17 protein-coding genes and 1 pseudogene are annotated in these 19,767 nt (G+C 67.5%); 8 read left to right on the top strand and 10 right to left on the bottom strand.

The annotated features are described in order from the left end of the window. Positions 1-77: 77 nt before the first annotated feature. The 5 genes and pseudogenes from BA022_RS19160 to BA022_RS09795 all read right to left on the bottom strand — a co-directional run bounded on the left by BA022_RS19160 (position 78) and on the right by BA022_RS09795 (position 4,539). On the bottom strand, positions 78-326 hold the full coding sequence (locus BA022_RS19160) for a hypothetical protein (protein WP_015912758.1): 249 nt from the start codon (positions 324-326) through the stop codon (positions 78-80). Positions 327-479: 153 nt separating this feature from the next. Further along, a complete protein-coding gene (dcd, locus tag BA022_RS09780) occupies positions 480-1,046 on the bottom strand; it encodes a dCTP deaminase (RefSeq protein ID WP_011804563.1) in 567 nt (188 codons plus the stop codon). Positions 1,047-1,136: 90 nt separating this feature from the next. Next, on the bottom strand, positions 1,137-2,420 hold the full coding sequence (gene guaD, locus BA022_RS09785) for a guanine deaminase (protein ID WP_088887389.1): 1,284 nt from the start codon (positions 2,418-2,420) through the stop codon (positions 1,137-1,139). Between the two features lie 33 nt (positions 2,421-2,453). After that, positions 2,454-3,658, bottom strand: a pseudogene (locus BA022_RS09790) (urate hydroxylase PuuD). Positions 3,659-3,846: 188 nt separating this feature from the next. After that, positions 3,847-4,539 carry a GntR family transcriptional regulator gene (locus tag BA022_RS09795; RefSeq protein ID WP_088887390.1) on the bottom strand — a complete coding sequence of 231 codons (693 nt, stop codon included), beginning with the start codon at positions 4,537-4,539 and terminating at the stop codon, positions 3,847-3,849. A 117-nt stretch (positions 4,540-4,656) separates the two neighbouring features. On the opposite strand from BA022_RS09795, the gene BA022_RS09800 reads away from it, so the two are divergent. Next, positions 4,657-6,114: an aldehyde dehydrogenase family protein gene (locus tag BA022_RS09800; protein ID WP_015912754.1), complete on the top strand. Its 1,458-nt coding sequence runs from the start codon at positions 4,657-4,659 to the stop codon at positions 6,112-6,114. A 73-nt stretch (positions 6,115-6,187) separates the two neighbouring features. Here BA022_RS09800 and xdhC read toward each other — a convergent pair whose 3' ends face one another. After that, complete coding sequence (xdhC, locus tag BA022_RS09805) at positions 6,188-7,012, bottom strand: xanthine dehydrogenase accessory protein XdhC (protein ID WP_088887391.1); 825 nt, start codon at positions 7,010-7,012, stop codon at positions 6,188-6,190. Positions 7,013-7,172: 160 nt separating this feature from the next. Here xdhC and BA022_RS09810 point away from each other — a divergent pair, with 160 nt between their 5' ends. Beyond that, positions 7,173-7,646, top strand: a complete 474-nt coding sequence (locus BA022_RS09810; RefSeq protein ID WP_011804557.1) for a hypothetical protein — start codon at positions 7,173-7,175, stop codon at positions 7,644-7,646. Positions 7,647-7,831: 185 nt separating this feature from the next. On the opposite strand, the gene uraH is transcribed toward BA022_RS09810, so the two are convergent. The 4 genes from uraH to BA022_RS09830 all read right to left on the bottom strand — a co-directional run bounded on the left by uraH (position 7,832) and on the right by BA022_RS09830 (position 12,020). After that, on the bottom strand, positions 7,832-8,182 hold the full coding sequence (gene uraH, locus BA022_RS09815; protein WP_011804556.1) for a hydroxyisourate hydrolase: 351 nt from the start codon (positions 8,180-8,182) through the stop codon (positions 7,832-7,834). A 323-nt stretch (positions 8,183-8,505) separates the two neighbouring features. Beyond that, on the bottom strand, positions 8,506-9,828 hold the full coding sequence (locus BA022_RS09820; RefSeq protein ID WP_088887392.1) for a glycerate kinase type-2 family protein: 1,323 nt from the start codon (positions 9,826-9,828) through the stop codon (positions 8,506-8,508). 57 nt (positions 9,829-9,885) lie between these two features. After that, positions 9,886-10,863, bottom strand: coding sequence for a tripartite tricarboxylate transporter substrate binding protein (locus BA022_RS09825; RefSeq protein WP_011804554.1), 978 nt, complete (start codon positions 10,861-10,863; stop codon positions 9,886-9,888). Positions 10,864-10,922: 59 nt separating this feature from the next. Next, on the bottom strand, positions 10,923-12,020 hold the full coding sequence (locus tag BA022_RS09830; RefSeq protein WP_088887393.1) for a tartrate dehydrogenase: 1,098 nt from the start codon (positions 12,018-12,020) through the stop codon (positions 10,923-10,925). 122 nt (positions 12,021-12,142) lie between these two features. Between BA022_RS09830 and BA022_RS09835 the strand changes: the two genes are divergently transcribed. The 6 genes from BA022_RS09835 to BA022_RS09860 all read left to right on the top strand — a co-directional run bounded on the left by BA022_RS09835 (position 12,143) and on the right by BA022_RS09860 (position 19,674). Next, complete coding sequence (locus tag BA022_RS09835; protein ID WP_015912748.1) at positions 12,143-13,057, top strand: LysR family transcriptional regulator; 915 nt, start codon at positions 12,143-12,145, stop codon at positions 13,055-13,057. A gap of 52 nt (positions 13,058-13,109) precedes the next feature. Then, a complete protein-coding gene (locus BA022_RS09840; RefSeq protein ID WP_011804551.1) occupies positions 13,110-13,787 on the top strand; it encodes a GntR family transcriptional regulator in 678 nt (225 codons plus the stop codon). Then, positions 13,784-14,743 (top strand): allantoinase PuuE, encoded by a 960-nt coding sequence (gene puuE / locus BA022_RS09845; RefSeq protein WP_088887394.1) that lies wholly within the window; start codon positions 13,784-13,786, stop codon positions 14,741-14,743. The genes BA022_RS09840 and puuE overlap by 4 nt, the downstream gene beginning before the upstream one ends. A gap of 70 nt (positions 14,744-14,813) precedes the next feature. Beyond that, positions 14,814-16,583, top strand: a complete 1,770-nt coding sequence (gene uraD / locus BA022_RS09850; RefSeq protein ID WP_088887395.1) for a 2-oxo-4-hydroxy-4-carboxy-5-ureidoimidazoline decarboxylase — start codon at positions 14,814-14,816, stop codon at positions 16,581-16,583. A 7-nt stretch (positions 16,584-16,590) separates the two neighbouring features. Next, a complete protein-coding gene (locus BA022_RS09855) occupies positions 16,591-17,880 on the top strand; it encodes a M20 family metallopeptidase (protein WP_228403560.1) in 1,290 nt (429 codons plus the stop codon). Between the two features lie 306 nt (positions 17,881-18,186). Next, complete coding sequence (locus BA022_RS09860) at positions 18,187-19,674, top strand: nucleobase:cation symporter-2 family protein (protein ID WP_088887397.1); 1,488 nt, start codon at positions 18,187-18,189, stop codon at positions 19,672-19,674. Positions 19,675-19,767: the final 93 nt, after the last annotated feature.

Genomic DNA, 19,767 nt, shown 5'->3' on the forward strand with positions numbered 1-19,767 from the left:
GGTATCTCCTGCGTGCACGACGCACCAGCCGCCGATGTTACGCCCGCCGCGGCACCCTCGGGATTTCGCGCCGCGCACTACTGCGCTGCCAGCAACATGTCCTGCGACGGGCGCGGCTGCAGCGTGTGGTTGACGTACTTCGCCATCCGTTCGTGGGCTTGGTGCGTGTGGCGTTCCACCACCGCCTGCAGCACCCACAACTGCGCAAGGATGACGATGGCGGCACCCAGCCACATCCAGAGGCTGGGCATCGACGCAGACTTCACGGGCGGATCCCATGGCCGGGGCGCAGCGGGGGAGGCGGGATCATGGATGGGGCGGGACATGCAGTACTCCTGAAACACTGCAGCCATCCTAGGCAGCGCCACGCAGCCGTACCACCGGCGCAGGGCCAGCCCGCGTGTAGGACGGCGGCAAGCGCCGACGCAGGAGGCGGCGCGCACCCCACGGTCCAGGCCGCGGTCCTTCAGGCAGGTCCTTCAGGCCTTGGGCAGCGTCACCCCGTGCTGGCCCTGGTATTTGCCGTTGCGGTCCTTGTAGCTCACGGCACATTCCTCGTCACCCTGGAAGAAAAGCACCTGCGCGCATCCCTCGCCCGCGTAGATCTTGGCGGGTAACGGCGTGGTGTTGGAGAACTCCAGCGTCACGTAGCCTTCCCACTCGGGCTCGAACGGCGTGACGTTGACGATGATGCCGCAGCGCGCATAGGTGCTCTTGCCCAGGCAGACGGTGAGCACGTCGCGCGGGATGCGGAAGTACTCCACGGTGCGCGCCAGCGCGAAGCTGTTGGGCGGGATGATGCAGTAGTCGCCCTCGAAGTCCACGAAGCTCTTTTCGTCGAAGTTCTTCGGGTCCACCACGGTGCTGTGAATGTTGGTAAAGACCTTGAATTCGCGCGCGCAGCGAATGTCGTAGCCGTAGCTGCTGGTGCCGTAGCTGATGATCTTGCGCCCGTCCTGCTGCCGGATCTGGCCGGGCTCGAACGGCTCGATCATGCCGTGCTGCTCGGCCATGCGGCGGATCCATTTGTCGCTCTTGATGCTCATGGGGTACTCCTGGCGCGTATTCTAGGTGAATGAAAGCTACTTAAATGATAGCTGCTGACGCTTGATACATAAGCGTCAGAGGCAAATATTTCATGCAATGACAGTGCGCTCGATCAAACGGTCGTCGCCGAGCACGATCATCGCGAACAGCAGTTCGTCCAGGTGGGCGGCGCCCGCCGTGCGCCGCGCCAGCAGTGGGGTCGCCCCAGGATTCAGCACCACGAAGTCGGCTTCGCAACCCGGCTGCAGGTTGCCCACCACGCCATCCAGCCCCAACGCCCGCGCGGCACCGGCGGTATGCAGCCACCACAGCCGTTGCGGCGCCAGGCTCAGTCCCGTCTTGGTCTGCCCCTCCCGGCCTACGTAGTACGCGGCCAGCATCGTGTGGAAAGGGCTGAAGCTGGTGCCGCCGCCCACGTCGCTGGCCAAGCCGTAGCCGAAGCCCATGCGGTCCGCGCCCGCAAAGTCAAACTGGCCACTGCCCAGGAACAGGTTGCTCGTGGGGCACACGGCAGCCACCGCGCCGCTCTCGCGCATGGCGGCGCGGTCCTCGTCGTCGAAATGGATGCAATGCGCGTACACCGCGCGCTCACGCAGCAGGCCGACACGGGCATACACATCCAGGTAGCTGCGCGTGCCGGGGAACAGCCCCCGCGCCCAGCGGATCTCCTGCTGGTTCTCCGCCACATGGGACTGCACCCATACGTCGGGGTAGCGCGCGGCCAGAGCACCCGCGCCGCTCAGCTGCTGCGGCGTGCTGGTGGGGGCAAAACGCGGCGTGATCGCATAGCCCAGCCGCCCCTTGCCGTGCCAGCGCTGGATGAGCGCTTCGGTATCGATGAGGGATTGCTCGGTCGCGTCGCGCACGCCGTCGGGCGAGTGGCGGTCTTGCAGCACCTTGCCGGCAATCAGGCGCAGCCGCCGCGCCTGTGCCTGCGCCATCAGCGCATCCACCGAGCCCGGATGCGAGGTGGCGAAGGTGAGCGCGGTGGTCACGCCGTTGCGCTGCAGCTCGTCGAGGAAGAAGCACGCCACCTCGGCGGCATAGGCCGCGTCGCCGAAGCGCGATTCGTGCGGGAAGGTGTAGTTCTCCAGCCAGGGCAGCAGGCCGTCGGCGGGCGAGCCGATCACGTCCAGCTGCGGATAGTGCACATGCATGTCCACGAAGCCCGGTGCAATGATGCGGCCGGGCCAGTGGGTCACCGGCTGCGAGGCCTGAGGAAGATAGAGGGGCGCCAGCGCGCGCCACGCGCCGGCGGCGTGCACGCGCTGCACGCCCCGGTCATCGGGCGCGGTGGCCAACAGGCCGTCTTCTTCGTACAGGGCCGTGCCGTCATCGGCAAAGCGCAGGAGCGCAGATCGGTAAAGGTGCATGGCCCCGGATGATGCCCGCAATACCGGGGGGCGTCAGGGCGCGATGCTGGCGCCGTTTTCGTACCAGCGTTTGAAGGTTTCGCGCTCTTCGTCGGACAGTGCGCCCGGGTTGCCAAATGGCATCTTGCGCAGCTGCACCACCTGTTGGTAGATCTGCTGCGCGTGGCTCTTCACGTCCTGCGGGGTGTCGAACTTCACGTTCTTCTGCGCGATGGTGTTGGCGCTGTGGCACACCACGCAGTGTTTTGCATGACGGCGTGCAGTTGTTCGTAGCCTGCGGCGGCCGGCGCGGCGGCGGACACGGCCGGCGCAGCCGGCTTGAGCCATACCACCACGCCCAACAGCACCACCACGCAGACGGCCGCATAAGGCCAGGGATGGCCGTTGCGGCCCAGCTTGTAGCCGTGGCGCATCACGAAGAACTGGCGAATGGCCGCGCCCGCGAACATCATGAGGATCAGTACCAGCCAGTTCTGCCCATGGTTGTAGAGCCAGCCGTAGTGGTTGGAGAGCATGGCGAACAGCACCGGCAGCGTGAAGTACGTGTTGTGCACGCTGCGCTGCTTGCCGCGCTTGCCATGCACCGGATCCACCGGCTGGCCGGCCTTCAGTGCCGCCACCACCTTGCGCTGGCCGGGAATGATCCAGAAGAACACGTTGGCGCTCATCGAGGTGGCGAGCATCGCGCCCATCAGCAGGAAAGCCGCCTGGCCGGGAAAGATGCGGCAGGCCAGCCACGCGGCGATGCACACCAGGACCAGCACCAGCGCCCCCACGATGGCATCGCCGTTGACCTTCTGGCCGAACACGCGGCAGATGCCGTCGTACAGCAGCCAGAACACCACCAGGAAGGCCAGTGCCGCAGCGATGGCCATGGCGGGCGACATGAGCGGGTTGGCCGGATGCACCAGGTAGATGCCCGCGTTCCACAGATACGAGACCGTGAGCAGCGCAAAGCCGCTGAGCCAGGTGGTGTAGCTCTCCCAGAAGAACCAGTGCAGATGGTCCGGCAGCTTCGGGGGCGCCACGTTGAACTTGACCGGGTGGTAGAAGCCCCCGCCGTGCACAGCCCAAAGCTCGCCGTTCACACCCTGGCGCTGCAGGTCCTCGTCGACCGGCGGCGTGAGGCTGCTGTCCAGAAAGACGAAGTAGAACGAGGAGCCTACCCAGGCGATGGCAGTGATGACGTGCAGCCAGCGCAGCAGCAGATTGGCCCAGTCGAGGAAGTAGCTTTCCATCGTGTTTCAACCTTGGCGGCCCGGCGGGCCGCCTGCAAGCTGCTCACCACTGCGGGCGCTCTGAGCAGAAAAAGAGGGGCCGCGCACCGTGGCAGGAAGCTGCCGGGGCACCGCTGCGACCCGTTTTGTGAACAGGAAGTGTATGCACTTTTCTGACAACGTCCGCTGGAATGGCTCAGGGATTGTCCCTAATCCTGCAGGATGTAATCCGGATGCTGGGCGCATACGTCATCCACCGCGCTGAGCGTGCCCGACAGGTGCTCGCGCAACGCCTCCTGGGCCGCGGGAGCGTTCTGCCGGTCAATGGCGTCGAGGATGGCCCGGTGCTGGCGCATGATGACGCCCGTCTTGCCTGCGGTGGGCAGGTGCAGGCGGCGCAAGCGATCCACATGGCCGGAGTAGCGGCGCACCAGCGCCCACAGGCCCATGACGCCGGCCGCCTCATACATCAGGCGGTGAAAGCCATGGTCCGCACCCAGAAAGTCGTCATAGCGCTGCGCGGCGGCCAGCGATTCCTGCAGTGCGCACTGCGCCTGCAATTGCACTACCAGGCCGGGGGGCGGCTGCAGCGCCAGCGTGCGCACGATCTCCAGCTCGATGGAGCGGCGCAGGAAGTGCGCTTCGCGCGCAGCCGCCACGTCGATGCGGCTGACCAGCGTGGCGTGCTGGGGAAAGACTTCCACCAGGCCCTCCTCTTCCAGGCGCAGCAGCGCCTCGCGGATGGGCGTCTGGCTCACGCCGAATTGCCCGGCCAAGTCGCTGCGCACCAGCATCGCGCCGGGCACCAGCTCCAGCGTCAGAATGGCCTCGCGCAGGCTTTCGAAGACCTGCGGGGCGGCCAGGCGCGAACGGTCAAGGCGAAACTTGGTCAGTATGGGCATACGTGGATTCTCGCATTCGTGCACTAATATATTAGTGTTCCAATATTTCAAATGGCGCGCCTTCACGGCCGTGCCCGCCTCTCCTTTTCTCTGTCCACACACTTCCCAAGGATTCCCATGTCTGCTTCCTCCCCCCACGGCCTGCTCATCAACGGCGAATGGGTTTCCACGTCCCAGGCCGCACCCAACACCAATCCCAGCAACCTGGCCGATGTGGTGGGCGAATACGCCCAGGGCGACGCCTCGCACGTGGACGCCGCCGTAGCGGCCGCCACCGCTGCCTTCCCCGCATGGAGCACGTCGGGCATCCAGGCGCGCCACGATGCGCTGGACAAGATCGGCAATGAAATCCTCGCGCGGCGCGAGGAACTGGGCGCGCTGCTGGCGCGCGAGGAAGGCAAGACCCGTGCAGAAGGCATCGGCGAAGTCGCCCGCGCCGGGCAGATCTTCAAGTTCTTCGCCGGCGAATGCCTGCGCCTGGCGGGCGAGACCGTGCCCTCGGTGCGCCCCGGCATCGGCGTGGAGGTCACGCGCGAGCCCATCGGCGTCGTGGGCCTGATCACGCCGTGGAACTTCCCCATTGCCATCCCCGCCTGGAAGATCGCGCCGGCCCTGGCGTTCGGCAACTGCGTGGTGTTGAAGCCCGCCGACCTGGTGCCCGGCAGTGCGTGGGCGCTGGCCGAGATCATCCACCGCTCGGGCATCCCCGCCGGCGTGTTCAACCTGGTGATGGGCCGCGGGCGCGTGATCGGCGAGGCGCTGGTGCAGCACCCCGGCGTGGCCGCCATCAGCTTCACCGGATCGGTCGGCGTGGGCCGCGGCATCGCCCAGGCGTGCGTGCAGAACGGCAAGAAGGTGCAGCTGGAGATGGGCGGCAAGAATCCGCAGGTGGTGCTGGACGATGCCGACCTCGCGCAGGCGGTGGAGCTGTCCGCACAGAGCGCGTTCTATTCCACGGGCCAGCGCTGCACGGCGTCCAGCCGCCTGATCGTCACCCAGGGCATCTACCCGAAGTTCATCGAGGCGCTCCAGGCACGCATGGCGAAAATCAAAGTGGGTGATGCGCTGGCCACGGGCACCGACGTGGGCCCTGTGGTGAGCCAGGCTCAGCTGGAGCAAGACCTGTCGTACGTAGAGATCGCCAAGGCCGAGGGCGGCGTGCTGGCGGCCGGCGGCCTGCGCGTGGCCTGCCACACGGGCAGCGGCAACGAAGGCTTCTTCATGGCGCCCGCGCTGTTCGTGGATACGGCGCCGGCGATGCGCATCAACCGCGAAGAGGTGTTCGGCCCCGTGGCCAGCGTGATCCGCGTGCGCGACTACGACGAAGCCCTGGCCGTGGCGAATGACACCGAATTCGGCCTGTCCGCCGGCATTGCCACCACCAGCCTGAAATACGCCACGCACTTCAAACGCCATGCACAGGCGGGCATGGTGATGGTGAACCTGCCCACCGCCGGGGTGGACTACCACGTGCCCTTCGGCGGGCGCAAGGGCTCCAGCTACGGCCCGCGGGAACAAGGCCGTTATGCGCAGGAGTTCTTCACGACGGTGAAGACGGCCTATACGCTGGCGTGACCCACGATACTCCTGTAGTAATAGCTGCTGGCGCTCGCTCCATAAGCGCCAGCAGCCATTTTTATACGCAATCTCAGGCCAGCCGCTGCAGCAACTGCGCGGCCACGGCCACGGCGATCACCTCGGGCTGCTTGCCGGCGATTCCGGGCACGCCGATCGGGCAGGTCACCTGCGCCAGCTCGGTATCCGAGAACCCCCGCGCCGCCAGCCGGTGCCGGAAGGTGGCCCACTTGGTGCGGCTGCCGATCAGGCCGATGAACGGCAGATCGCCGCGCGCCCGCTGCCGTGCGAGGCACGCCGCCACGATGTCCAGATCCTCCGCGTGGCTGAAACTCATGATGAGCACGAAGGACTGCGGTGCCACACCCGGCACGGCCGCCTGTACCGGGTCGGACTGCTCACAGACCACGGACGCGCCGTCCCCCTGCGGCGGGAACACGCCATCGCGGCTGTCGATCCAGTGCAGCGCAAACGGCAGCGGCGCCAGCACCCGCGCCAGCGCATGCCCCACATGGCCGCCGCCGAAAAGCGCCACCGGCTGCAGCCGCGGCGCCAGGCGCTCGCGCAAGGCCGGCGCGTCAGCAGCCCCCACGCATTCAAACCGCAGCTGCACCACGCCGCCGCAGCACTGCCCCAGGCTGGGGCCCAGCCCATATCGCACGAGCGGCATGCGCGAAGGGTTGCCAGCCAGGTGCTCCGCCAGGCGTTCACGCGCTTCGCGCAGCGCCTGCAGTTCCAGATGGCCGCCGCCGATGGTGCCGACGAAGTCGTTGCCCACCGCGAACACCGCCAGCCATGCCCCGGCTTCCCGCGGCGCCGAGCCTTGGGTAGACTCCACCGTCACCAGGCAGGCGGGTGCGGTCTTGATACGCTCCAGCAGGCAGTCCAATGCCTTCACTCGCTGATTCCTCCAGCTTGATTCATGCGCGCCACCGCCTTGGTCGTGGTCGCGGTACAGCATAGCGACAAACACCATGCCACAGCTGCCTTCTGCCCCGTCCTCTTCGGCCCAGCGTGCATCCCGTGCGCGCCGAACGTGGTGGCTGCCCGCCGGGGTGATGGCATTGGTCGCGGCGATCGTCTCGGCCTGCAAGTCGGGGCCCGAGGCGCCCTCCGCCCAGGACTCGCGCCTACCGGGCAACGACGCGCGCGTCACCGGTCCGGTGCCGGCCGCCCAGGGCTCGGCACGCGCGTCCTCCGCGGCCACCCCGCGCGCCTACCGGCAGGATGCCGCAAGCCACATTTATGGCCTGAATGCAGCGCGCATCTACAAGGGCAAGCTGCCGCCGCTGCTGCATGCCATTGGCGTGCTGGAGGTGGACATCGACCGTGCGGGCCGCGTGACTTCGCTGCGCTGGATGCGTGCGCCCCGCCATGCGCCCGACGTGGTGGCCGAGATCGAACGCACGGTGCGCGCGGCAGCGCCCTTCCCCGTGCCCACGCGCATGGCGCGCGTGACCTACACCGACACCTGGCTGTGGGACAAGTCCGGGAATTTTCAGCTCGACACGCTGACCGAGGGCCAGCTCTAAGACGCCGCCGCACAGGCCTCCGCGATGGCGCGCGCCCTGGTTTGCAAGGCGCGAATCACAGCAATAGCCGTAGCGACTGCGGGCATCTGCACCGCCGCAGCCCGCCCAAAGCAGGCATGCGCGACTCGCAAGAATTGGCTCCGCGTTGCCCTGCGCCGCGCGGCACACGGCGCGGGCTTGCAGCATCAGGACCCGCGGTAGGTGGAATAGCTCCAGGGGCTGACCAGCAACGGCACGTGGTAATGCTGGTCGGCGTGGGCGATGCCGAAGTCCAGGCTCACGCGGTCCAGGAATGAGGGCTCGGGCAGCATCACGCCTTTCGCCTTGAAATACGCCCCCACATCAAACGTCAGCCGGTAGGTGCCGGTGCGCAGGCTGGCGTTGTCGAACAGCGGCGCATCGGTGCGCCCATCGGGGTTGAGCACCAGGCGCTTGACCAGCGTGGCCTGGTCACCCTGCGTGGCATACAGCGCCACCACCATGCCCGCCGCGGGGCAACCGTGCATGGTGTCAAGAACGTGGGTGCTGAGGCCCATGGTGAAGTCTCCTGCAATGGCAAGCCGCAGCCCGCCGATGGTGATGAGGAATGCGCTGGCGAATGGGGCAGGCGATTGATACGCCCCCCTCCCTACGATCAAAGTGTATACAACTTCTGTACGCGATAAACGCCACGTCCTGTGGTGCGCCATCCAGGACAGTTCCCGCGCGGATCGCCTGATGGGGAACAGCCGGCAGGCCGCGCGTACTCAGGCAGGGCGCGTCCACGCCAGCAGATCAAAAAAGTGAGCTGCCAGCGCTTTATAGAAGCCGCATTCAGATGCATTCGTATCTGAAATCCAGCAACAGCAGGCGTGGCAAGCTACAAAACAAGTAGCGCGCGGAAGTCGTTCACATTGGTGTGCGTGGGCCCGGTGACGACCAGATCGCCCAGCCGCTCGAAGTAGCCGTAGGCGTCGTTGCGGTCCAGATGGTCGCCGATGCGTGCGCCCTGCGCCGCCGCGCGCGCCAGCGTGTCGGGTGCCACGCGTGCGCCGGCGTTGTCTTCCACGCCGTCGATGCCGTCGGTATCGGCCGCCAGCGCCCACACCCCTTCCTGCCCCTGCAGCGCCTGCGCCAGGCCCATGCAGAACTCGCCCGCGCGGCCGCCGCGCCCCTTCGGCGCGCCCGGGGCGCGCGGGCGCACGGTGACCGTGGTCTCGCCGCCTGAAAGGATCACGCACGGCCGCGCAAACGGCTGGCCGTGGCGCGCCACCGCACGCGCCAGCGCGGCGTGCACCTTGCCCACCTCGCGCGACTCGCCCTCCATCTCGTCGGACAGGATGTACGCCGCCACCCCCGCCGCGCGCGCCGCATCCGCCGCTGCCTGCAGCGACTGCTGGGGTGTCGCGATCATGTGCACCGCATGGCCGGCAAAGCGGACATCGCCGGGCTTGGGGGTTTCCAGCGCACCGGCCTGCAGCGCTGTGTGCACGGCGGCGGGAATGTCGATGCGGTAGCGCGCCAGGATGTCCAGCGCGTCAGCGCAGGTGCTGGCGTCGGGGACCGTGGGGCCGCTGGCGATCACGGAAGGGTCGTCCCCCGGCACATCGCTGATGGTCAGCGTGACGACGCGCGCCGGCGCGCAGGCTGCCGCCAGGCGACCGCCCTTGATGCGCGAGAGGTGCTTGCGCACGCAGTTCATCTCGCCGATGGCCGCGCCGCTTTCCAGCAGTGCGCGGTTGATGCGTTGCTTCTCCTCCAGCGTGATGCCTTCGGCCGGCAGCGTGAGCAGCGCCGAGCCACCGCCCGAGATAAGACACAGCACCAGGTCGTCTTCGGTCAGCCCGCGGGTCAGCGCCAGGATGCGCTCGGCCGCGGCCAGGCCCGCCGCGTCGGGCACGGGGTGCGCGGCCTCGACGACTTCCAGGCGCTGCGCCAACCCCTCGGGCCGCGGCGGTATGTGGCCGTAGCGCGTGACCACGAGCCCCGACAGCGGTGCATCCTGCGGCCACAGCGCCTCCAGCGCCTGCGCCATGGAGGCACCCGCCTTGCCCGCGCCCAGCACCACGGTGCGCCCCTTGGGTGGCGGCGGCAGATGCTGCGCCATGCTGTGCAAGGGCTGGGCGCGCTGCACCGCCACGCGGTAGAGGTGCAGCAGGAAGGCTTGAGGGTCTCGCAAGGGGTCTGGGGCTGTCATGGTCATGGGTCGTTGTCTCCGCCGCGCATTATCCAAAGCACGCGGCCGGCACAAGCCCTACCGTCAATCCAGCGAAACCTTGGCTTCCTTGACCAGTCGCGCAAAGCGCGCCGTATCGTCCTTGATCTGACGCGCCATCTGCTCGGGCGTGTTGGCGATGGGATCTGCGCCGATGTCGTCCATCTTCTTACGGAACTCGGGCGACTGGATGATCTTCACCATGTCGGCGTTCAGCCGCGCCACGATGTCCTTGGGCGTGCCCGCTGGCGCCAGCATGCCGAACCACGTCCCCATGTCGAAGCCCGGGAGGCCCGCCTCCTCCAGCGTGGGCACGTCGGGCAGTGCCACCGAGCGCTTGGCCGTGGTCACGGCCAGCGCGCGCAGCTTGCCGGCCTTGATGTGCGGCAGCACCGGCGTGACGGTGTCGAACGACATGCTGATCTGCCCGCCCAGCAGGTCGGTGGTCAGCGGGCCGCTGCCCTTGTAGGGCACGTGCAGCAGCTGCACGCCGCCCATGCCTTCGAACTGCGCGCCGATCAGGTGTTGTCCCGTGCCTGTGCCGTTAGAGCCGTAGGTGAGCTTGCCGGGCTGCGCCTTGGCCTGTGCCAGCAGTTCCTGCACCGTCTTGGCAGGTACCTGCGGATTCACCACCAGCACATTGGGCACCAGGGCCACGGTAGTGATGGGAGCGAAGTCCTTTTCAAAATCGTAGCCCAGCTTGCGGTACACGCTGGTGGCGATGGTGTGGTGCACAGCACCCATGAGCAGCGTGTAGCCGTCCGCCTTGGCCTTGGCCACATAGTCAGCGCCCAGCGTGGCGCCGGCGCCGGGCTTGTTCTCCACCACCACGGGCTGGCCTAGGGTTTTGGAGAGCTCCTGCCCCAGCGCCCGTGCCAGCACGTCGGTAGTTCCGCCCGCGGGGAACGGCACGATGATGCTCACGCTGCGGCTGGGCCAGGTCTGGGCCCAGGCGCCGGGCAACGCGAGCGCCGCGGCGGCGGCCAAAGCACCCAGCAGGGCGCGTTTGCGAAGGTTCCTCATCTCTTGTCTCCTGTGTTGTCGTGATGAAAACGCATGGGCGGTGCGTGCCGCCCACCGGCTCAGGCCAGCGCTGTCTGCTGTCCCACCGGCTGCGCCAGTTGGGCGCACACCGCATCGGTGACCTGCTGCGTGGTGGCCTGGCCGCCCAGGTCGCCCGTGTGCAGCGCAGGGTTGGCGGTGACATGCTCCACGGCACGCATCAGGCGCTGCGCGGCGGCGTGTTCGCCCAGGTGCTCCAGCAGCATCACGCAGCTCCAGAACGTGCCCACCGGGTTGGCCAGGCCCTTGCCCATGATGTCGAAGGCCGAGCCGTGGATGGGCTCAAACATACTGGGGTAGCGGCGCTCGGGATCGATGTTGCCGGTGGGCGCTATCCCCAGGCTGCCCGCCAGCGCGGCGGCCAGGTCGCTCAGGATGTCGGCATGCAGGTTGGTGGCGACGATGGTGTCCAGCGATGCGGGGCGGTTCACCATGCGCGCGGTGGCCGCGTCCACCAGTTCCTTGTCCCACCGCACATCGGGAAATTCGCGGCTGATCTGCACCGCGATTTCGTCCCACATCACCATGGCGTGGCGCTGGGCGTTGCTCTTGGTGACCACCGTGAGCAGCTTACGCGGACGCGACTGCGCCAGTTTGAACGCAAAGCGCATGATGCGCTCCACACCGGCGCGGGTCATCATGCTCACGTCGGTCGCGGCCTCCAGCGGATGGCCCTGGTGCACACGGCCGCCCACGCCGGCGTATTCGCCTTCGGAGTTTTCACGCACGATGACCCAGTCCAGGTCCTGGGGCGCGCAACGCTTGAGCGGCGCATCGATGCCCGGCAGGATGCGCGTGGGGCGCACGTTGGCGTACTGGTCGAACCCCTGGCAGATCTTCAGGCGCAAGCCCCACAGCGTGATGTGATCGGGGATATGCGGGTCGCCGGCCGAACCGAACAGGATGGCGTCCTTGTCCCTGAGCGCCTGCAGGCCGTCGGCCGGCATCATCTCGCCGTGCGCGCGATACCAGTCTCCGCCCCAGCCATAGCTGGTGAACGCAAAGCCCAGGCCCGGCTGGGATGCCGCTAATGCCTCCAGCACGGCCTGGCCGGCGGGGATTACCTCCTTGCCGATGCCGTCGCCGGGGATGCAGGCAATGCGATAGGTCTTGCTCATGGAAATGCTCGCTCCTCAAATCAGAAGGCCGCGCAACATGCGTGGCATGGCCCTGAATCTAGCGATGCCATGCCCACATATCACCGCGTTAAAGTGATGCCATTGTTTACTTTCATTCAACAATGAGCACCCCCTCCACCGCCCCGTCAGAGATGGCTTTCTTCAGCCTGCTGGCGCGCTGGGCCAGCCTGTCGGCCACCGCGCGAGAGCTGGGCATCAGCACGGCGGCGGCCAGCAAGCGCCTGGCGCAGATGGAATCGCGCCTGGGCGTGCAGCTGGTCAGCCGCACCACGCGGCGACTGCACCTGACGGCCGAGGGCAATACCTACCTGCGGCACGCGCGCCGCATCCTGGCGGAGATCGACGCCATGGAGCAACTGGTGAGCGACATGCAGGCCGAGCCCCAGGGCCTGCTGCGTGTGAACGCCACCCTGGGCTTCGGGCGCAGCCACATCGCGCCACTGGTGCCTGCCTTCGTGCGCCGCCATCCGCAGATCCAACTGCAGCTGCAGTTGTCGGTGCAGCCACCGCCGCTGGCGGACGATGGGTTCGACGTGTGCATCCGCTTCGGCGAGCCGCCCGATGCGCGCGTGATTGCGCGGCGCCTCGCCCCAAATCGGCGGCTGCTGTGCGCCGCACCCGCCTACCTGGCGCGCCGCGGAACGCCCACGCGGCCGGCCGAGCTGCCGCAACACGACTGCATCGACATCCGCCAGGGCGACGACGCCCACGGCGTGTGGCGCTTCAACGGCCACCGCAAGCAGGAGACGGTGCGGCTGCGCAACCACCTGAGCACCAACGACGGCGAGATTGCTGTGAACTGGGCACTGGCGGGCATGGGGATCGTCATGCGCGCGGAATGGGACATCGCTCGCTACCTGCGCAGCGGGAGGCTGGTGCAGGTGCTGCGGGACTACGACACGCCGCCGGCGGACATCCACGCCGTGTACCCGCAGCGGCATGCGGCCACCGCGCGGGTCAAGGCCTTCGTTGATTTCGTGGCACAGCACTTCAACGGCAGCGCACCAGGCATTTAACAGTCCACAGAAACTGTATACAAAAATTGTCTTTCACGACTATGATGGCCGCATGGAAACCTCCACCACCGGCTTCATCGTCGAAAGCCTCACGCGCGCCATCGTCGAGCACCGCCTGCTGCCCGGCACCAAGCTGGCCGAGCAGAAGCTCGCCGACCATTTCGGCGTGTCGCGCACGCTGGTGCGCCAGGCGCTGTTCCAGCTGTCGCAGAACCGCCTGATCCGTCTGGAGCCCGCGCGCGGCGCCTTCGTGGCCGCGCCTTCGGTCCAGGAAGCGCGCCAAGTGTTCGCCGTGCGCCGCATGCTGGAGGCCGAGATGGTGCGCGCCTTTTTGGCGCAGAGCACGCCCGCGAAAATCCGCGCGCTGAAGGCCCATGTGGCGGCCGAGAAGAAGGCCATGGAGGGCAACGACGTGGGCCAGCGCACCGAGCTGCTGGGCGACTTCCACGTGCGCATGGCCGAGCTCATGGGCAACGACGTGCTGGCCCAGTTGCTGGGCGAGCTGATCTCGCGCTGCGCCCTCATCACGCTGATGTACCAGTCCACCACCGCCGCCGAGCATTCGCACGAGGAGCACGCCGCCATCGTCGCGGCACTGGCCGCGGGCGACGCGGCGCAAGCCGTGCAGCTGATGCAGCAGCACCTGGACAACGTGGAGGCGGGCCTGACCTTCGACCGCGACCTGCCGACCAACGACCTTTCGATGGCCCTTTCCTCCGTATCGCCATGACCTACGACACGACGGCGCCCTACCCCCGCGACCTGATCGGCTACGGCCGCACGCCCCCGCATCCGCACTGGCCGGGCAACGCCCGCGTGGCCGTGCAGTTCGTGCTGAACTATGAGGAGGGCGGCGAGAACTGCGTGCTCCACGGCGACCCCGCCAGCGAGCAGTTCCTGTCCGAGATGTTCAACCCGGCCGCCTACCCCGAGCGCCACATGAGCATGGAAGGCATCTACGAATACGGCGCGCGCGCCGGCGTGTGGCGCATCCTGCGCGAATTCGAAAAGCGCGGCCTGCTGCTCACGGTGTTCGGCGTGGCCACCGCGCTGCAGCGCCACCGCGAGCTGGCCCAGGCCTTTGCCGAGCTGGGCCACGAGGTGGCCTGCCACGGGCTGAAGTGGATCCACTACCAGAACGTGCCCGAGGAGGTGGAGCGCGCCCACATGGCGCAGTGCCTGGAGATCTTCGACACGCTCTACGGCCACGGCGGCGACCACGGGCTGGGCTGGTACACCGGCCGCGACAGCCCCCGCACCCACCGCCTGGTGGCCGACGACGGGCGCTTTGCCTATGACAGCGACTACTACGGCGACGACCTGCCGTTCTGGATGAAGGTGGCCAAGAGCGACGGCAGCGCGCACCACCAGCTCGTCGTGCCCTATACGCTGGATTGCAACGACATGCGCTTTGCGCTGCCGCAGGGCTACTCGCACGCCGACCCATTCTTTCAGTACCTGAAGGACACGTTCGATGCGCTCTACGCCGAGGGCGACCCGGCCGGCGACAACGCGCCGAAGATGATGAGCATCGGCATGCACTGCCGCCTGCTCGGCCGTCCCGGCCGCATCACGGCGCTGCAGCGCTTCCTGGACCACATCCAGCACCACAACCACGTCTCGGTGTGTCGCCGCATCGACCTGGCGCGCCATTGGGCGCAGCGCTTTCCCGTACCCGCCATTTAAGCCAGATCGGGCTGTAACGCTTATCCAATAAGCGCGAGCAGCTCTTTTTTTGATAGCTATAGGAACCGCCATGGCATGGACCCTGGAACAACTCAACGCCGCCTCCCCCACCGAGGCCCTGCAGATGCTCGACGGCCTGTACGAGCATTCGCCCTGGATCGCCGAGGCGGCGCTGCAGCTGCGCCCCTTCCGCTCGCTGGCCCAGCTCAAGTACGCCATGGTGCAGGTGCTGAACGGCGCCGGCATGGAACGGCAGTTGGAGCTGATCCGCGCCCACCCCGAGTTGGCGGGCAAGGCCATGGTGGCGCAGGCGCTCACGGCCGAGTCCACGAACGAGCAAAGCCAGGCGGGCCTGACCCACTGCACGCCCGAGGAGTTCGCGCGCATCCAGCAACTGAATGCCGACTACAACGCCCGCTTCGGCTTTCCCTTCATCCTGGCGGTGCGCGGGCCGCGCGGCACGGGGTTAGCGAGGCAGGAGATCATCGCCACCTTCGCACGTCGCTTGTCCAACCACCCCGACTTCGAGCGCGCCGAGGCGCTGCGCAACATCCACCGCATTGCCGAGATCCGCCTGAACGACAAGTTCGGCGCCGAGCCGGTGCTGGGCAACGACGTCTGGGACTGGCACGAGCGCCTGGCCCAGCACAGCGACCCGGGCTATGCCGAGAAAGGCCAGCTCACCGTCACCTACCTCACCGATGCGCACCGCGCCTGCGCCCAGCGCATCAGCCATTGGATGCGCGACTGCGGCTTTGACGAGGTCGAGATCGACGCCGTGGGCAACGTGGTCGGCCGCTACAAGCCAGCCACACCCGACGGCAAGTATTTGATGACCGGCAGCCACTACGACACCGTGCGCAACGGCGGCAAGTACGACGGGCGTCTGGGCATCTTCGTGCCCATGGCCTGCGTGCGCGAGCTGCACCGCCAGGCCAGGCGCCTGCCGTTCGGCATCGAGGTGGTGGCGTTTGCCGAAGAGGAAGGCCAGCGCTACAAGGCCACCTTCCTGGGCTCGGGCGCGCTCATCGGCGACTTCCGCAACGAATGGCTGGACCAGAAGGACGCCGACGGCATCACCATGCGCGAGGCCATGCAACACGCCGGTCTGTGCATTGGCGACATCCCCAAGCTGCGGCGCGATGCCGCCCGCTACCTGGGCTTCATCGAGGTGCACATCGAGCAGGGCCCGGTGCTCAACGAACTGGATATCCCGCTGGGCGTGGTCACGTCCATCAACGGCGGCGTGCGCTACGTCTGCGAGATGCTGGGCATGGCCAGCCACGCGGGCACCACGCCCATGGACCGCCGCCGCGACGCCGCCCTGGGCGTGGCCGAGCTGGCGCTGTACATGGAGCAGCGCGCCGCGCGCGATGGCGACAGCGTGGCCACCATCGGCATGCTGCAGGTGCCAGGCGGCTCCATCAACGTGGTGCCGGGCAAGTGCAGTTTCAGCATGGACATGCGCGCGCCCACCGATGCGCAGCGCGATGCCATGGTGGCCGACGTGCTGGCCCAGCTGGAGGAAATCGCCCAACGCCGCGGCCTGCAGTACAAGGCCGAGCTGGCCATGAAGGTCGCCGCAGCCCCCAGCGCCCCGGCCTGGCAGCACCGCTGGGAGAAGGCCGTCGACGCCCTGGGCGTCCCCATCTACCGCATGCCCAGCGGCGCCGGCCATGACGCCATGAAACTGCACGAAATCATGCCGCAGGCCATGCTGTTCGTGCGCGGCCTGCACGGCGGCATCAGCCACAACCCGCTGGAATCCAGCACCGCCGATGACATCCAGTTGGCGGTGGATGCCTTCAGCCATGTGCTGCAGCAGTTGGCCGCCGAATAACCCATCCATGGAACGCTCCGCCATGAACCAAGACCGCCAAGCCACCTATGCCGCACTGGATGCGTGGATCGACCAGCACTTCGACGAGCAGGTGCGCTTTCTGCAAGCACTGGTGCAGGTGCCCACCGACACGCCGCCCGGCAACAATGCACCGCATGCCGAGCGCACCGCTGAACTGATCCAGGCCTTCGGCTTCGAGGCCGAGAAGCACGCCGTTCCCGCGCAGGAGGTCAAGGATTACGGCATGGAGTCCATCACCAACCTGATCGTGCGCCGGCCCTATGGGCCCGCGGGTTCGGGCCGCACCATCGCCCTCAACGCCCACGGCGACGTGGTGCCGCCGGGCGAAGGCTGGACCAGGGACCCGTACGGCGCCCAGATCGAGGGCGGCGCCATGTATGGCCGCGCCACCGCGGTGAGCAAGAGCGACTTCTCCACCTTCACCTTCGCCGTGCGCGCGCTGGAGGCGGTGGCCAAGCCCACGCAGGGCGCGATCGAGCTGCATTTCACCTACGACGAGGAGTTCGGCGGCCTGCTCGGCCCCGGCTGGCTGCTGGCGCAGGGACTGACCCGGCCCGACCTGATGATCGCCGCGGGCTTCAGCTACGAGGTGGTCACCGCCCACAACGGCTGCCTGCAGATGGAGGTCACCGTGCAGGGCAAGATGGCCCATGCCGCGGTGCCGCACACGGGCGTGGACGCACTGCAGGGCGCGGTGGCCATCATGAACGCGCTGTATGCCGAGAATGTGCAGTACCGGCAGGTGACGTCGAAGGTGCCGGGCATCCGGCACCCGTACCTGAACATCGGCCGCATCGAGGGTGGCACCAACACCAACGTGGTGCCCGGCAAGGTGGTGCTGAAGCTCGACCGCCGCATGATCCCGGAGGAGAACCCCGCCGAGGTCGAGGCGCGCATCCGCGCCGTGATCACCCAGGCGGTGGAAGGCTTCAATACCGAGCGCGGCTACGGGAGCGCAGACGCCCTACGCGTGGACATCAAACGCCTGCTGCTGGCCAACGCCATGACGCCGCTGCCCGGCAATCAGCCGCTGGTGGAGGCCATCCAGCAACACGGCGAGGCAGTCTTTGGCGAGAAGCCTCCCGCCGTGGGCACGCCGCTGTACACCGATGTGCGCCTTTATGTGGAGCGCGGCATCCCCGGCGTGATTTACGGCGCGGGCCCGCGCACGGTGCTTGAATCGCACGCCAAACGCGCCGACGAGCGCGTGGTGCTGCAAGACCTGCGCCGCGCCACCAAGGTCATAGCGCGCAGCCTGGCAGACCTGACGGCCTGACGCACAGCCGCACCAATGCTCCAGCCCGGCCCATGCCGGGCTTTTTTACGCCCTGCGCCGATCCCATCGCGCCGACTGGTGGCGAGCACCCGCCGGGCGTAGCTGCGCCGTTGGCTGCCGACACCACCGCTTGGCAAGCAGCAAGGGCAAACCCCTAGCAATTCGACCTTGATCGGGGTCGCCTTACGACAGGCAATTCCGCATACTTTGTATACAGTTTTTGTATGGATTGCTGTGCGCAATGGCAGCCCTGTCCGGCACGGCGGAAGCCCCTTGAACAGCAAGCCAGGATTCCAAGGAACACCCATGTCCACGAACGTTCATCCGGTTGACGAAAAGCTGCCCTGGGGCCGCGCAGCCACGCTGGGTCTGCAACATGTGCTGGTGATGTACGCAGGCGCGGTGGCCGTGCCGCTCATCGTGGGGCGCGCGCTCAACCTGCCGCCCGAGCAGGTGGCGCACCTGATCTCCGCCGACCTCTTCGTCTGCGGGCTGGTCACGCTCATCCAGGCCTGGGGTGCCACGCAGTGGTTTGGCATCAAGCTGCCGGTGATGATGGGCGTGACCTTCGCGGCCGTGGCGCCCATGGTGTCCATGGCGCAAGCCACGGGCGGTCAGGCGGGCGCGGGGCTGATCTTTGGCGCGGTGATCGGGGCGGGCGTGGTCTCGATGCTCATCGCGCCGGTGATCAGCGGCCTGCTGCGGTTCTTTCCGCCGGTGGTCACGGGCACCATCATCGCGGTGATCGGCATCAGCCTGATGCGCGTGGGCATCAACTGGATCTTCGGCAACCCCGTGGGGCCCACGGCCCCGGCCGTTCCCAACCCGGAGCACCTCAAATGGCTGGCCGAGGCCCAGGCCGCCGCCGGCGCGCCCGGCTCCTCGCTGCCGCCAGTGCCCAAGGGCTTCGCCGTGGTGCCCACGCTGCCCAACCCGCGCTATGCCGACCTGACAGGCGTGGGCATCTCGGGCGTCGTGCTGCTCACCATCTTGCTGGTAGCGCGCTTTGGCAGGGGCTTCTGGGCCAACATCTCGGTGCTGCTGGGCATCATCGTGGGCGGGGTGGTCACTGCGTCCATGGGGCTGATGGACTTTCACAAGGTGGCCCAGGCACAGTGGTTCGACATGGTGCTGCCATTCGAGATCGCGCTGCCGGTGTTCGACCCCATCCTGATCCTGACCATGACGCTGGTGATGATCGTCGTGATGATCGAGTCCACCGGCATGTTCCTGGCCCTGGGCGAGATGACGGGGCGCGAGATCTCGCGCGACGATCTCACGCGCGGCCTGCGCACCGACGGCCTGGGCACGCTGATCGGCGGCCTCTTCAACACCTTCCCGTACACCAGCTTCTCGCAGAACGTGGGGCTGGTGGCCGTCACCGGCGTCAAGAGCCGCTGGGTGTGCGTGGCGGGCGGCATGATCCTGATCGTGCTGGGCGTGCTGCCCAAGATGGCGGCGCTGATCGAGTCGCTGCCCACCGTGGTGCTGGGCGGCGCGGGGCTGGTGATGTTCGGCATGGTGGCGGCCACGGGCATCCGCATCCTGTCGAACGTGGACTTTCAGAAGAATCGCAACAACGCGATGATCGTGGCGGTGTCCATCGGGGTGGGCATGATCCCGCTGATCGCACCCAACTTCCGCCAGTGGATGCCCCATGCCATCCATCCGCTGATCGAATCCGGTATTCTGCTGGCCTCGATCACTGCCGTGGTCCTGAACATCTTCTTCAATGGAGCCAGCCGCGACACCTCTGCGGCCGTGCTCGCCGCCCGGCAGGCCGACGCCCACTGAACGTCGCCCTGCCCCGCGCCTTCCACCCGAAGGATCGCGCCCCGCGTGCCGTATGGCGCACGGGGCGCGGAAGGTTTGTTGACGTCCACGCAG

The organism is Diaphorobacter nitroreducens (genome assembly GCF_002214645.1).
GTDB classification, from domain to species: Bacteria; Pseudomonadota; Gammaproteobacteria; order Burkholderiales; family Burkholderiaceae_C; genus Diaphorobacter; species Diaphorobacter nitroreducens.

Excerpts from the sequence above, each read along its gene's own strand:
- BA022_RS19160 (WP_015912758.1), bottom strand. The coding sequence starts at position 326 with ATGTCCCGCCCCATCCATGATCCCGCCTCCCCCGCTGCGCCCCGGCCA.
- dcd (WP_011804563.1), bottom strand. The coding sequence starts at position 1,046 with ATGAGCATCAAGAGCGACAAATGGATCCGCCGCATGGCCGAGCAGCAC.
- guaD (WP_088887389.1), bottom strand. The coding sequence starts at position 2,420 with ATGCACCTTTACCGATCTGCGCTCCTGCGCTTTGCCGATGACGGCACG.
- BA022_RS09795 (WP_088887390.1), bottom strand. The coding sequence starts at position 4,539 with ATGCCCATACTGACCAAGTTTCGCCTTGACCGTTCGCGCCTGGCCGCC.
- BA022_RS09800 (WP_015912754.1), top strand. The coding sequence starts at position 4,657 with ATGTCTGCTTCCTCCCCCCACGGCCTGCTCATCAACGGCGAATGGGTT.
- BA022_RS09810 (WP_011804557.1), top strand. The coding sequence starts at position 7,173 with ATGGCATTGGTCGCGGCGATCGTCTCGGCCTGCAAGTCGGGGCCCGAG.
- uraH (WP_011804556.1), bottom strand. The coding sequence starts at position 8,182 with ATGGGCCTCAGCACCCACGTTCTTGACACCATGCACGGTTGCCCCGCG.
- BA022_RS09820 (WP_088887392.1), bottom strand. The coding sequence starts at position 9,828 with ATGACCATGACAGCCCCAGACCCCTTGCGAGACCCTCAAGCCTTCCTG.
- BA022_RS09825 (WP_011804554.1), bottom strand. The coding sequence starts at position 10,863 with ATGAGGAACCTTCGCAAACGCGCCCTGCTGGGTGCTTTGGCCGCCGCC.
- BA022_RS09830 (WP_088887393.1), bottom strand. The coding sequence starts at position 12,020 with ATGAGCAAGACCTATCGCATTGCCTGCATCCCCGGCGACGGCATCGGC.
- BA022_RS09835 (WP_015912748.1), top strand. The coding sequence starts at position 12,143 with ATGAGCACCCCCTCCACCGCCCCGTCAGAGATGGCTTTCTTCAGCCTG.
- BA022_RS09840 (WP_011804551.1), top strand. The coding sequence starts at position 13,110 with ATGGAAACCTCCACCACCGGCTTCATCGTCGAAAGCCTCACGCGCGCC.
- puuE (WP_088887394.1), top strand. The coding sequence starts at position 13,784 with ATGACCTACGACACGACGGCGCCCTACCCCCGCGACCTGATCGGCTAC.
- uraD (WP_088887395.1), top strand. The coding sequence starts at position 14,814 with ATGGCATGGACCCTGGAACAACTCAACGCCGCCTCCCCCACCGAGGCC.
- BA022_RS09855 (WP_228403560.1), top strand. The coding sequence starts at position 16,591 with ATGGAACGCTCCGCCATGAACCAAGACCGCCAAGCCACCTATGCCGCA.
- BA022_RS09860 (WP_088887397.1), top strand. The coding sequence starts at position 18,187 with ATGTCCACGAACGTTCATCCGGTTGACGAAAAGCTGCCCTGGGGCCGC.